Raw genomic sequence first — 12,142 nt, 5'->3', positions numbered from 1 at the left:
CGTCGGACGGCGGTCAGCGTGCGGCCTCATGTTAGTCGGGCACGCGCTTGGGGATCTGTGGTCACCCGAAAGAACGGCTGTCGGCCTCGCGACCCGAAGAGAGCTGGGACGCCTGGATTCGAACCAGGACCTTCCGGATTCAAAGTCCGGCGGGCTGCCGTTACCCCACGTCCCATCAAGCCGGGTAATCCTAGCCTGTCGCGCCCTTTCAGACACACGGTGACGGGTTCCCTCTAGGGAGTTAGCCCAACCTAAATAATGCGTTGCACCAGGTGCTAACTACGGTCCCGTAAGTTACGGTGACGTAAGCGTAACTTCTTGATCTCCCCCACCCGCTGCGAGGTGCCATGACCACCGTCACCGCGACTCCCGACCAGACGACGACATCAACGGGCCCGAAGCCACTGACCGAGGGCAAACAGCCGCTCGGGGTGCTCATCGCCCTCTGGTTCTTCGTCGTCCTGCCGTTCCTCGCGTTACTGGCGGCCATCCCGGTCGCCGTCGTGGGTGGCTGGCTCACGTGGACCGACGCGGCGATCGCACTGGTCTGCTACGTCGTCTCCGGACTCGGCATCACGGTGGGCTTCCACCGCTACTTCACGCACGGCTCGTTCAAGGCGAAGCGGTGGCTGCGGGTGACCCTCGCGGTGGCCGGTTCGTTCGCGATCGAGGGCAACGTGATCCAGTGGGTCGCGGACCACCGGCGGCACCACGCCTACTCCGACCTGGAGGGCGACCCGCACTCCCCATGGCGCTTCGGGGGCGGCGTCTGGGGCCTGACCAAGGGCCTGTTCTTCGCGCACGTGGGCTGGCTGTTCTCCCGCGAGCTCGGCAACCGGGCGCGCTTCGCGCCCGACCTGCTGGCCGACAAGGCGATCGCCCGGGTCGACAAGCTGTTCCCGCTGCTCGTGGTGATCTCGGTGGTCTCGCCGGCGCTGGTCGGCGGCCTGGTCACCATGTCGTGGACGGGCGCGCTGACCGCGTTCTTCTGGGCCGGCCTGGTCCGGATCGCGATCCTGCACCACACCACCTGGTCGATCAACTCGGTCTGCCACGTCTACGGCGAGCGCCCGTTCGAGGTGCGCCAGGGCGACAAGGCCAGCAACTTCTGGCCGCTGGCGATCCTGTCCTTCGGCGAGAGCTGGCACAACCTGCACCACGCCGACCCGACCTGTGCCCGGCACGGTGTCCTGCGCGGCCAGATCGACATCTCGGCCCGGACGATCTGGCTCTTCGAGAAGGTGGGCGCCGCGTACGACGTGCGCTGGCCGAAGCCCGAGCGGATCGCCGCGAAGCTCGTCAAGACGAACGCCTGATCTGATGACCGTCCTGGTGCGGGTCAGCGGCCCGCACCAGGCGGCTGGCAGGATGCACAAGTGGTAGCCGACCCGACCAACCCGGCGGGCGGCCGGTCCCGTGTCCGGATGTCCGCGGCCCAGCGTCGCGAGCAACTGATCGCGATCGGGCGTCAACTCTTCGCGGAGCGTGGCTTCGACGCCACCTCGATCGAAGAGGTGGCCTCCCGGGCCAAGGTCTCCAAGCCCGTCATCTACGAGCACTTCGGTGGCAAGGAAGGCCTCTACGCGGTCGTCGTCGACCGCGAGGTGCGCGCCCTGCTCGACCGGATCACCAACGCGCTGACCGCCGGACACCCACGCGAGCTGCTCGAACAGGCGGCGCTCGCCCTGCTGGACTACATCGAGCAGGAGACCGACGGCTTCCGCGTGCTGGTCCGCGAGTCACCGTTGATGTCGTCGACGGGCAACTTCAGCAGCGTGCTCAACGACCTGGCACACCAGGCCGAGCACATCCTGGGCGCCGAGTTCAAGTCCCGTGGTTTCGACCCGAAGCTGGCCGAGCTCTATTCACAGGCGCTGGTGGGCATGGTCGCGCTGACCGGCCGCTGGTGGTTGGAGGTGCGCAAGCCGCGCAAGGACGTGGTCGCCAGCCACCTGGTCAACCTCGCCTGGAACGGCCTGTCCCACCTCGAGTCCAAGCCCGCCCTGGTGGTCAAGGACCGCTGAGCGTCACCGCCGGGGCGCGGTCCGCGGCGCCGAGCCGCCGGTCTTGAAGGCCTGTTCGCTCCGTACCCGCTGCGGGCTCCCGGTCTTGTCGTACATCCCGGCCAGGAGCAGCACCAGGCCGAAGACCAGCGACAGGATCGCGGTCGAGACCGAGAAGTTCAGGAAGTTCCCCGCGGTCTGCATGAAGGCCACCATGTAGATCCCGGTGACCATGAAGACGACGGCGCCGGCGAGGTTCGTGTAGTGCCCGACGTTGCCGCCGATCAGGTTGGCGACCAGCACGATCAGGCCCCAGACCACCGAGGCGATCGCGAACGCCAGGTTGGTACGGATGCCCAGCGCCCAGTTGCTCTCCCGCGCGAACAGCGTCTCGCCGACCGTCTTGGTCAGGCTGACACAGCCGAAGATCAGGATGTACGTGCCGGTGAGCCCCGCCAGCGTCCGGTAGAGCGGCCGGAGCGGGTGGTTGAGCGGGAAGTGCGCCATGCCCCAATTGTGGGGCTAAGCCGCTTTCTTCGGGCTCAGAACTCCAGACGGGCCCGCTGCCACGCCTGGTGCTCGTCCACCGAGCCGACCTTGCCGTACATCGCGGCCAGCAGGAGGATCTGGCCCAGCGTCATCATCACGATGCTGCTCGCCAGGGTGTGGTCGAGGTAGTTGGCGTCCGTGCGCAGCGTCGCCAGCGTGGCCAGGCCCAGCGCCATCAGCACCCAGCCGAACACCCGGTTGAGCACCACGTCGATGTTGCGGCCGACCACGGCGCCGATCAGCACGATCGCGCCGACCACCAGGCTGATCAGCGCGTTCGCCAGGTTGCTGCCCTGGCCGAGGACCCGCTCGGCGTCCTGCGTGAACAGGCCGTCGCCGCCGGTCGTGGCGACACCGATGCCGCCGAAGACGACCAGGTAGAGCCCGATCAGCCCGGCCAGCACTCGATAGGTCGAGCGCGCGGGGTGGTTGATGGGGTTGTGCATGGTCCGCCTGCCTCCAGCGCCGATGTCGTCGGTAGAAGAGATTGTGGCCCAACCGGCTGGCCACCTGCGAATCGGGGGCTACCCGGCGTCGACCCGCTCGGCCAACGCCAGCCATTCCTCCTCGGTCCGCTCGCGTTCGGCACGCAGATCGCGAAGCTGGGCGTCGAGCTCGGCGACCTTGGCGTAGTCGCTGGCGTGGGTGGCCATCTCGTCGTGCAACGCGGTCTCGCGCTGGTCCAGCCGGCTGACGGCACGCTCGAGCCGGACCAGGTCCTTGCGGGCCGAACGGACCTCGGCGGCCGACATGCCGGCCCGCTCCGGCGCGGCACCGGCCGGCGCGGTCAGGGGCGGCGCCGCGCCCGGACCGGTGACCCGCTCCAGGTACTCGTCGACGCCGCCGGGCAGGTGCACCAGCCGGCCGTCGCCGAACATCCCGTAGACGATGTCGGTGACCCGCTCGACCAGATAACGGTCGTGGGAGGCGACGACCAGCGTGCCCGGCCACGAGTCGAGCAGGTCCTCCAGCGAGGCCAGGGTGTCGGTGTCAAGGTCGTTGGTCGGCTCGTCGAACAGCAGCACGTTCGGCTCGCCGGCCAGCAGCCGGAGCATCTGGAGCCGGCGCCGCTCGCCACCGGACAGGTCGCTGACCGGTGTCCACAGGCTCGACGTGCGGGTGCCGCCGCCGGACGGGCGGTCGACGAAGCCGAACACCTCGGCGAGCTGGGAGGCGGAGAGCTCGCGGCCGCCCAGGTTGACCCGCCGCGCTACATCCTCGACCGCTTCCAGCACGCGCAGGTCGCCCGGCAGCTCGGCCAATTCCTGCGAGAGGAAGGCCGGCTTGACCGTGGCGCCGCGGGTGAAGCGCCCCGCGTGCGGCGTGGACAGGCCGGCCAGCAGGCGCAGCAGGGTGGTCTTGCCCGCGCCATTGGCGCCCAGCAGCGCGACCCGGTCACCCGGGCCGACCTGCCAGGTCAGGTCGTCCAGGATCGGCTTGTCGCCGGCGGTCAGGAAGACGTTCTCCAGGTCGTAGACCTGCTTGCCGAGCCGCGCGGTGGACATCCGTCGCAGCGAGAGCGTGTCGCGCGGCGGCGGCACGTCGGCGATCAGCGCGTTGGCGGCGTCGATCCGGAACTGCGGCTTCGAGGTGCGGGCCGGCGGACCGCGACGCAGCCAGGCGATCTCCTTGCGCAGCAGGTTCTGCCGGCGGGCCTCGGTCGCCGCGGCGACGCGCTCGCGCTCCGCCCGGGCCAGGGTCCACGCGGCGAAGCCGCCCTCGTACGCCCGGATGGTCCGGTCGGCGACCTCCCACGTGCTGGTGCAGACCGCGTCCAGGAACCACCGATCGTGGGTGACGACCACTAGCGCGCCCTTGCGGCCGAGCAGGTGGCGGGCCAGCCAGTCCACGCCGGCGACGTCGAGGTGGTTGGTCGGCTCGTCGAGCACGAGCAGGTCGGCCGGGCGCACCAGCAGCGCGGCCAGCGCCACCCGGCGCCGCTCGCCGCCGGACATCGGGCCGACGGGCTGGTCCAGGCCGAGGTGGCCCATGCCAAGACCGTCGAGGATGGCGCGTACGCCGGCGTCACCGGCCCATTCGTGCTCGGCGCCCAGGCTCTCGGGGAGCCAGGCGGTGCCGAGCACGACGTCCCGCACGGTGTCGTCGGGCGCGAAGCTCATGGTCTGCGGGAGCGAGCCGATCCGTAGGTCGCGGCGCAGTGTCACCCGCCCGTCGTCCGGCTCCTCCTGCCTGGTGATCAGCCGCAGCAGGGTCGACTTGCCGGCGCCGTTGAGGCCGACCACGCCGATCCGGTCGGCGTCGTCGATCCCGGCCGACACCCCGGACAGCAGCGGCCCGGCCGCGCCGTAGCCCTTGGACACGCGGTCCAAGTTGACGATGTTGGCCATGGGTCCTATCCGGTGGGTCGGGACGAGCCGAGACGGAGTCCAGGCGTCGTTTGGTGGTGGCCCGGGATTGCCCGGATACCGGTGTCGTATCCGGGTGATCCCGGGACGCCGCCAGGCGGCGGCTGGGCCCGTCGCAGGCCGTTCTGACTCATCGGATAGGACCTAGACGACCCGGGCTCCTGCCACTGGGCCGGTTGCGGTGCGGGCTTCGCGGCAGACGCCGGCCTGCTCCAGCGCCGTGGCGATCATGTTCGCCTCGGACGCGTCGTAGGCCAGGAAGACACAGGTCGGGCCCGAGCCCGAGACGATGCCGGCGAGCGCGCCGGCGGCCCGGCCGGCCTTGAGCACGTCGGCGAGCTGCGGGCGCAGGGAGAGCGCGGCGGCCTGCAAGTCGTTGCCGAGCGCGCCGGCCAGCACCTCGGGGTCGCGCTGGCGGAGCGCCGCGAGCAGGTCGTCGGTGCTGCCCAGCGGCGGCGGGGCGGCCCGCAGCGCGCGCAGCCGGTCGAGCTCGGCGTAGACGGCGGGGGTGGCGAGGCCGCCGTCGGCGATCGCGACCACCCAGTGCCAGGTGGTCGGGCGGGCCAGCACCGGGCTGACCGTCTCGCCCCGGCCAGTGCCGAGCGCGGTGCCGCCGTACACCAGGAAGGGCACGTCGGAGCCGATCTCGGCGGCGACCGCGGCGAGGTCGTCGCGGCTCATCCCGGTGCCCCAGAGCGTGTCGCAGGCGACCAGCGCGGCGGCGGCGTCGGCGCTGCCACCGGCCAGCCCGGCCGCGAGCGGGATCTGTTTGCGCAGGTGGAGGCGGGCGTGCGCGGGGACGCCGGCCTGCCGGGCGAGCGCGCGGGCGGCCCGGATCGCCAGGTTGCTCTCGTCGAGCGCCAGCTCACCGGTGCCGACGCCCTCCATGGTCAGCGTCAGCGTGTCACCGCGGCGGGCGGTCAGCTCGTCGTGCAGGGCGATCGCGTGATAAACGGTGCTGAGCTCGTGATAGCCGTCCGCACGCGCCGGGCCGACACCCAGGTGCAAGTTGATCTTCGCCGGGACCCTGACCTTGACCGGGCCGGATGCTCCCAGCCGAGGGCGTTCGTCGTCCTCCGGCTCCCACGCTTCGGTCACGGAGTGATGTCCCGGCTCAGCACGGCGTCAGCCTACTCGGGCGCTGTTGAGGTCACGTTGGCCGCTGCCGCGATGTCGGCGAACGCGCCCACACCCAGCGCCTCGCCGCGGGCACCGGGATCGACACCGGCGGCCACCAGCACCTGCGCGGCGCGGTCGGCGCCACCGGCCCAGCCCGCCAGCGCGGCCCGCAGCGTCTTGCGGCGCTGGGCGAAGGCCGCGTCGACGACCCGAAAAACATCCGCGCGGGGTACGTCGGCCCGCGGCGGCTCCCGCCGGGTGAACCCGACCAACCCCGAGTCGACGTTGGGCACCGGCCAGAACACGCTCGGCGGCACGCGACCGGCGGAGCGGGCGGCGGCGTACCAGGCCAGCTTGACCGACGGGATGCCGTAGACCTTGCCACCGGGTCCGGCGATCAGCCGGTCGGCGACCTCCTTCTGCACCATGACCAGGCCGTGCCGCAGGGTGGGCAACTCGGCCAGCAGGTTCAGCACGACCGGCACCGCGACGTTGTAGGGCAGGTTGGCCACCAGCGCGGTCGGCGCCGGGTCGAGCTCCGCGGCGGTGATCCGCAACGCGTCGGCCGTGTGCACGGTCAGGGCGCCGGCGGACGCACCGTGCTGGGCCGCGGTCTCGGCCAGCGCACCGGCCAGCACGGGGTCGATCTCGACGGCGTGCACCCGGGCCCCGGCCGCGAGCAGGCCGAGCGTCAACGAGCCCAGCCCCGGCCCCACCTCGAGGACCACGTCGTCCGGCGCGAGGTCGGCGGCCGCGACGATCCGCCGCACGGTGTTGGGGTCGTGCACGAAGTTCTGCCCGAGCCGCTTGGTCGGAACCACCCCGAGCCGGCCGGCAAGCGCACGGATCTCGGCCGGTCCCAGCAGTTCGGTCACGGCGCCGAGCCTAAAGGAAGCCCTGCGCGCCCCGGCGGAGCGTGTGACGATCGGGGTGACGACTCGGCGGAAGGTCTATTCATGACATTCACACCAACCCGACCGTTCAGTGGCTTCTCGGTCGACGACATTCCCGCCGCCAAGCAGTTCTACGGCGACAAGCTGGGTCTGCCCGTCTCGGAGCTCAACGGGATGCTCATGCTCGACATCGGTGCCGGGGCCGAGGTGCTGGTCTACCCGAAGGCCAACCACCGGCCGGCGACGTTCACGATCCTCAACTTCCCGGTGGCCAACATCGACTCCGCGGTCGACGACCTGGCCAGCCGGGGCATCAGGTTCGAGCGTTACGAGGGCATGGCGCACGACGAGAAGGGCATCGTGCGCGGCAACGGGCCGGACATCGCCTGGTTCACCGACCCCGCGGGCAACGTGCTCTCGGTGCTCTCCGACCGGTGACGCTCCGGCCTTACGGGCGGGTCCAGTCCAGCAGCTCGATGATCTCCGCGGTGGTCCCAGTCTCGCCCAGCCGGGGAAAGATCCGCTCGACGCTGTGCCGGTGCGCGGCCTCGTCGGTGTCGCTCATCGCGTCCACCGCCAGGGTGACGTGATAGCCCCGCTCGTACGCCGCCCGGGCGGTCGACTCGACACCGATGCTCGTCGCGATCCCGGTCAGCACGATCTGGGTGATGCCCCGGCGGCGCAGTTGCAGGTCGAGGTCGGTGCCGTACAACGCCGACCAGTTCCGTTTGGTGATCACCAGGTCGCCGGGCCACTCGTCGACCAGGCGATCCCAGTCGGGCGGCAGCGGCCCGGGCCGGCCTGACTCGGTGCGGCCGGGTGCGGCGTCGGCGAGGTCCGGGGCGTACGACACCCGGACCCGGACCACCGGCAGCCCGTGCGCGCGGAACGCGTCGGCCAGCGTCGCCGATCGCACCAGCACCTCGCCGGCCTCGTAGGGCGCGGTCGGCAGCGCGACGATCCCCTGCTGAAGGTCGATCACCACCAGCGCGGTACGCGCGTCCAGGGTCGTCAGCGTCATGTCACCAGTGCCCGAAGGCCCGCCGGGTCGCACCCGAGATCGCGGTGCAGAGCTCGTCGACGTCGGCACCCTTCGCCTCGGCCAGCGCTCGCACGGTCAGCGGGATCAGATAGGACGCGTTCGGGCGGCCGCGGTACGGCATCGGCGTCAGGTAGGGCGCGTCGGTCTCCACCAGCATCTGCTCCGCCGGGGTGACCACGGCCGCCGCGCGCAGCGCGGTCGCGCTGCCGAAGGTCACGGTGCCCGCGAAGGACAGCAGGTAACCGCGCCGCACGCACTCGGCGGCGAACTGTTCGTCACCGGAGAAGCAGTGCAGCACGACGGTGTCGGGCGCGCCCTCGTCGTCGAGCACCCGAAGCACGTCGGCGTGCGCGTCCCGGTCGTGGATCACCAGCGTCTTGCCGTACCGCTTGGCGATCGCGATGTGCGCCCGGAAACTGGCCTCCTGCGCCGGCCGGCCCTCGTCGCCGGTGCGGAACGTGTCGAGGCCGGTCTCGCCGATGCCCCGGACCCGCTCGTCGGCCGCGAGGCCCTCGATGATCCGCAGCGCCTCGTCGAGGTTGGCCAGCCGCGGCGCCTCGTTCGGGTGCAACGCGACCGTCGCCACCACGGCGGAGTGCTCGCGGGCCACGGCCAGTCCCCAGCGCGACGACTCGACGTCGACGCCCACCTGGACGAGCCGGTCCACGCCGGCGTTGGCCGCCGCCGCGATCGCCCCCGAGACCGGGTCCGGGCCGAACACGTCGCGTCCGCCGCCGCCGGCCTCGCTTACCGTAATATCGATGTGCGTGTGACTGTCGGCCACCGGCACCGCCAGCGGAATGGGCGGCGGTGGGAACTCCCCCGCACGGCGGGCGGCACGTTCCTGGCGCGACTCGTTCGGTTGCTCGCTCATCGCCGGTCAGCATCACACATAGACGGCATGCCCCCACCTGCGACGCCGCGCGGCAGAAGTTCACGAATTGTTCATGGCCGAATCACGCGGCGCACTTAAGGTCTGCCAGGTGGCGGTCACCCCCCAGGAGCGCACGGGCTCCACTACCGATTTGCGAGTCACCCTCGGCGAGATCACGTACCCGGCGGTGGAGATCGCCAGGGGTGCCGCGTACGAGCTGTTCAGCACCGACCGGGGCGAGGGCTTCGAGCCCGACACGCGGCCCGGCGCGCGTCATCCCTTCCACCGGTACGCCCACGTCACCGAGGTCACCGCGGTCAACGGCCGGCCGGCCGACCCGCACCACCCGGACCGGGCGCACCACGACGGCCCGGAAGAGCCGGACGACCCGTTGACCCTTCCGCTGAGCCGGGCGGTCGGTTGGCGCGAGATCCACACCCGCAGCCAGAACCCGGCGGCGGCCGGCGACCCGATCCTGATGTCGCTGCGGGCGAGCGCGCACATCCGGCGCGGCACCCGGATGGTCAAGCACCTCTCGGCCCAGCAGGTGGCCGCCTACCTGCGCGGCCGGCTGCCGCACGGGTTCTGCTACCGCGAGTACGACGTCGCCCACCTGCGCACCCCGGCCGACCTGACGCTGCTGCGCACCGAGGCCGACAACGGGCGGGACCGCGAGGACATCGCGTTCGCGCTGCGCTGGCGGGCGGTCGACCCGTCCGACTTCGACCTGCCCTCGTACGACCGCTACCCGGGCCTCGTCACCATGCCGGCCCACGACCGGATGGGCGCACCCGTGCTCGGCACCGGCTTCGCGCCCAGCGGCCGCCACGTCATCCCCGAGTTCGTCACCAGCAACTTCACCGACCTGCCGATGCCGGCCGGCGCGACCCTGGTCGCCTACACCGCCGACGGCGACGAGGCGATGCTCTACACCTTCCAGCCGGAGCAGCGCGGCTGGCTGCGGATGGCCGGCCCGCGCTGGCGGCCGCTGCTCTCGGAACTGCCGGGCATCCCACCCGACCAGGAGTACGTGCAGTTGGGCGACCAGCAGTCGGCGGTGCACCTGGTCGGCACGTACCGCGGCGAGGAGTGTGTCGCGGTCGCCGACCCACCGGGCGAGTTCCGGGTGCTGGCGATGACCCGGGCGGCCCGCTACCCGGTGGAGACCCTGGCCCGCCGCAACGAGTACGGCCGCTGGCGCGACTCACCCTGCCTGGTGCTCCGCCAGGAGTCGGGGTGGCTGCGGCTGCGGCTGTGCCGCCCCGACCCGGAGGCGGTCGCCCGGCTGGGCGCCCAGTGCTACGAACGCGGCGTGTACGAGACCTGGGCGCCGCTCAGCGAGGTCACCGACCGCCAGATCGTCGACAACCGGTACGAGATCTAGGCGAGTCTCGCCAGCTCCTCGTCCACGATCGACGGGTCCAGCTTGCGGAACACCGGCTTCGGGGCGGCCAGTGCGCGGCCGGCCTCGATCGGTGTCGACTCCCAGCGTGCGCCGACCGTGTAGTCGCCGGTCAGCACCGGGTACGCCGGGCCGCCGTCGAGGTCGGAAACCTCTTCGATGGCCGGCATCGGAGCGTGCGTGCCGGTGCCGCCGAGCAGCTCGTGCACCTTCTGCGCGGAGTGCGGCAGGAACGGCGTGAGCAGCGTGTTCGCGTCGCTGACGACCTGGAGCGCGACGTGCAGGATCGTGCCCATCCGGGGCTTGTCGGCCTCGTCCTTGAGCTTCCACGGCGCCTGGTCGGACAGGTACTTGTTGGCCTCGGCGACCACCCGCATCGCCTCGCCGATCGCCTGCTTCTGCTTGTGCTTCTCGATCAGTCCACCGACCGTGCCGAAGCCGACCCTGGCCACCGCCAGCAACGCCTCGTCCGCCTCGGTCAGGTCCACGGCGGGCGGGATCGCGCCGAAGTTCTTGGCCGCCATCGAGATCGACCGGTTGACCAGGTTGCCCCAGCCGGCGACCAGCTCGTCGTTGTTGCGGCGGAGGAACTCGGCCCAGGTGAAGTCGGTGTCCTGGCTCTCCGGCCCGGCCACCGCGATGAAGTACCGCAGCGCGTCGGCGTCGTAGCGCTCCAGGAAGTCGCGCACGTAGATGACGACCTGCCGCGACGACGAGAACTTGCGCCCCTCCATGGTGAGGAACTCGCTGGAGACCACCTCGGTCGGCAGGTTGAGCGCGCCGAGGTCGCCGGGCGATCCGCCGCGGGAACCCTGGCCCGAGTAGCCCAGCAGGATCGCCGGCCAGATCACCGAGTGGAAGACGATGTTGTCCTTGCCCATGAAGTAGTACGCGGCGGCGTCCTTGCCCTCGCCGTCGGCCGACCACCACTTCTTCCACGCCGAAGGGTCGCCGGTGCGACGGGCCCACTCGATCGACGCCGACAGGTAGCCGATCACGGCGTCGAACCAGACGTAGATCCGCTTGTCCGAGCGGTCGCGCCAGCCGTCCAGCGGGATCGGCACACCCCACTCGAGGTCGCGGGTGATCGCCCGGGGGTGAAGGTCGTCGAGCAGGTTGCGGGAGAACCGCAGCACGTTGGGCCGCCAGCCCTCACGCGTGTCCAGCCAGGCGGCGAGCGCGTCGGCGACCGCGGGCAGGTCGAGGAAGAAGTGCTCGGTCTCCACGAACTCCGGCGTCTCGCCGTTGATCCGGGACTTCGGGTTGATCAACTGCTCGGGGTCGAGCTGGTTGCCACAGTTGTCGCACTGGTCGCCGCGCGCGCTGCCGTACCCGCAGATCGGGCAGGTGCCCTCGATGTAGCGATCGGGCAGGGTGCGGCCGGTCGACGGCGAGATCGCGCCGAGGGTGGTCTTCGCGATGATGTAGCCGTTGCGGTAGAGCCCCTCGAACAGGTCCTGCACCACCTGGTAGTGGTTGCCGGTGGTGGTGCGGGTGAACAGGTCGTACGAGAGACCGAGCCCGTGCAGGTCCTCGACGATCACCCGGTTGTAGCGGTCGGCCAGCTCCCGGGGGGTCAACCCCTCGCTGTCGGCCTGCACCTGGATCGGCGTGCCGTGTTCGTCGGTGCCCGAAACCATGAGCACGTCGTGCCCGGCCATGCGCATGTAACGGCTGAACACGTCGGCGGGAACGCCGAAGCCGGAAACATGGCCGATGTGACGCGGGCCGTTGGCGTAGGGCCAGGCGACCGCGGCGAGAACGTGACTCATGGGCGCAAGGGTAGTAAGCCCCGAGGGAGCCCGGCCAGCGAGCCCGAGCACCCACCGCCGCATTGTCCGGATTTATCCGCCGACACGCCCTTTACCTGCACGAAGGGTGACGTGAGGCGTTG

Annotated in this window: 12 protein-coding genes and 1 tRNA gene; 4 read left to right on the top strand and 9 right to left on the bottom strand. The window is 71.1% G+C overall.

Annotation, left to right across the window (positions count from 1 at the left end; all coding sequences use genetic code 11):
- Positions 1-103: 103 nt before the first annotated feature.
- Positions 104-175, bottom strand: a tRNA-Gln gene (locus tag BLV39_RS15245).
- Positions 176-347: 172 nt separating this feature from the next.
- Between BLV39_RS15245 and BLV39_RS15240 the strand changes: the two genes are divergently transcribed.
- Positions 348-1,316 carry an acyl-CoA desaturase gene (locus BLV39_RS15240; protein WP_090792055.1) on the top strand — a complete coding sequence of 323 codons (969 nt, stop codon included), beginning with the start codon at positions 348-350 and terminating at the stop codon, positions 1,314-1,316.
- Between the two features lie 108 nt (positions 1,317-1,424).
- Entirely contained in the window at positions 1,425-2,024 is a 600-nt protein-coding gene (locus BLV39_RS15235; RefSeq protein WP_090792052.1) for a TetR/AcrR family transcriptional regulator, read from the top strand.
- A 3-nt stretch (positions 2,025-2,027) separates the two neighbouring features.
- Here the strand turns inward: BLV39_RS15235 and BLV39_RS15230 are convergent, their stop codons facing one another.
- The 5 genes from BLV39_RS15230 to rsmA all read right to left on the bottom strand — a co-directional run bounded on the left by BLV39_RS15230 (position 2,028) and on the right by rsmA (position 6,912).
- Positions 2,028-2,510 (bottom strand): DUF4383 domain-containing protein, encoded by a 483-nt coding sequence (locus BLV39_RS15230; protein WP_090792049.1) that lies wholly within the window; start codon positions 2,508-2,510, stop codon positions 2,028-2,030.
- A 35-nt stretch (positions 2,511-2,545) separates the two neighbouring features.
- Positions 2,546-2,998 carry a DUF4383 domain-containing protein gene (locus BLV39_RS15225; protein ID WP_090792046.1) on the bottom strand — a complete coding sequence of 151 codons (453 nt, stop codon included), beginning with the start codon at positions 2,996-2,998 and terminating at the stop codon, positions 2,546-2,548.
- A gap of 78 nt (positions 2,999-3,076) precedes the next feature.
- Positions 3,077-4,900 (bottom strand): ABC-F family ATP-binding cassette domain-containing protein, encoded by a 1,824-nt coding sequence (locus tag BLV39_RS15220; protein WP_090792044.1) that lies wholly within the window; start codon positions 4,898-4,900, stop codon positions 3,077-3,079.
- 162 nt (positions 4,901-5,062) lie between these two features.
- Positions 5,063-6,016, bottom strand: coding sequence for a 4-(cytidine 5'-diphospho)-2-C-methyl-D-erythritol kinase (locus tag BLV39_RS15215; RefSeq protein ID WP_090792041.1), 954 nt, complete (start codon positions 6,014-6,016; stop codon positions 5,063-5,065).
- 32 nt (positions 6,017-6,048) lie between these two features.
- The gene (gene rsmA / locus BLV39_RS15210) at positions 6,049-6,912 is read right to left on the bottom strand and encodes a 16S rRNA (adenine(1518)-N(6)/adenine(1519)-N(6))-dimethyltransferase RsmA (RefSeq protein ID WP_090792039.1); all 864 of its coding nucleotides are present in this window, start codon (positions 6,910-6,912) and stop codon (positions 6,049-6,051) included.
- 81 nt (positions 6,913-6,993) lie between these two features.
- Between rsmA and BLV39_RS15205 the strand changes: the two genes are divergently transcribed.
- Positions 6,994-7,368 (top strand): VOC family protein, encoded by a 375-nt coding sequence (locus BLV39_RS15205; protein WP_090792036.1) that lies wholly within the window; start codon positions 6,994-6,996, stop codon positions 7,366-7,368.
- A 10-nt stretch (positions 7,369-7,378) separates the two neighbouring features.
- Here BLV39_RS15205 and BLV39_RS15200 read toward each other — a convergent pair whose 3' ends face one another.
- Together BLV39_RS15200 and BLV39_RS15195 are read right to left on the bottom strand one after the other, a co-directional pair.
- Positions 7,379-7,951, bottom strand: a complete 573-nt coding sequence (locus tag BLV39_RS15200) for an isochorismatase family protein (RefSeq protein ID WP_090792033.1) — start codon at positions 7,949-7,951, stop codon at positions 7,379-7,381.
- 1 nt (position 7,952) lies between these two features.
- Positions 7,953-8,846 (bottom strand): TatD family hydrolase, encoded by an 894-nt coding sequence (locus tag BLV39_RS15195; protein WP_090792030.1) that lies wholly within the window; start codon positions 8,844-8,846, stop codon positions 7,953-7,955.
- A gap of 109 nt (positions 8,847-8,955) precedes the next feature.
- Between BLV39_RS15195 and BLV39_RS15190 the strand changes: the two genes are divergently transcribed.
- Positions 8,956-10,230 (top strand): hypothetical protein, encoded by a 1,275-nt coding sequence (locus tag BLV39_RS15190; protein ID WP_090792028.1) that lies wholly within the window; start codon positions 8,956-8,958, stop codon positions 10,228-10,230.
- Here BLV39_RS15190 and metG read toward each other — a convergent pair.
- Positions 10,227-12,020 carry a methionine--tRNA ligase gene (gene metG / locus BLV39_RS15185; RefSeq protein WP_090792025.1) on the bottom strand — a complete coding sequence of 598 codons (1,794 nt, stop codon included), beginning with the start codon at positions 12,018-12,020 and terminating at the stop codon, positions 10,227-10,229. The genes BLV39_RS15190 and metG overlap by 4 nt on opposite strands.
- Between the last annotated feature and the right edge of the window lie 122 nt (positions 12,021-12,142).

Source organism: Asanoa ishikariensis (assembly GCF_900107455.1).
Classification (GTDB): domain Bacteria; phylum Actinomycetota; class Actinomycetes; order Mycobacteriales; family Micromonosporaceae; genus Asanoa; species Asanoa ishikariensis.
The sequence above is the reverse complement of the archived record's forward strand: the minus strand, read 5'-3'. Positions and strand labels throughout refer to the sequence as shown.

Bases quoted from the DNA above. Each gene is read 5' to 3' on its own strand.
- BLV39_RS15205 (WP_090792036.1), top strand. From the start codon at position 6,994: ATGACATTCACACCAACCCGACCGTTCAGTGGCTTCTCGGTCGACGAC.
- BLV39_RS15220 (WP_090792044.1), bottom strand. From the start codon at position 4,900: ATGGCCAACATCGTCAACTTGGACCGCGTGTCCAAGGGCTACGGCGCG.
- BLV39_RS15240 (WP_090792055.1), top strand. From the start codon at position 348: ATGACCACCGTCACCGCGACTCCCGACCAGACGACGACATCAACGGGC.
- BLV39_RS15235 (WP_090792052.1), top strand. From the start codon at position 1,425: ATGTCCGCGGCCCAGCGTCGCGAGCAACTGATCGCGATCGGGCGTCAA.
- BLV39_RS15225 (WP_090792046.1), bottom strand. From the start codon at position 2,998: ATGCACAACCCCATCAACCACCCCGCGCGCTCGACCTATCGAGTGCTG.
- metG (WP_090792025.1), bottom strand. From the start codon at position 12,020: ATGAGTCACGTTCTCGCCGCGGTCGCCTGGCCCTACGCCAACGGCCCG.
- BLV39_RS15195 (WP_090792030.1), bottom strand. From the start codon at position 8,846: ATGAGCGAGCAACCGAACGAGTCGCGCCAGGAACGTGCCGCCCGCCGT.
- BLV39_RS15230 (WP_090792049.1), bottom strand. From the start codon at position 2,510: ATGGCGCACTTCCCGCTCAACCACCCGCTCCGGCCGCTCTACCGGACG.
- BLV39_RS15200 (WP_090792033.1), bottom strand. From the start codon at position 7,951: ATGACGCTGACGACCCTGGACGCGCGTACCGCGCTGGTGGTGATCGAC.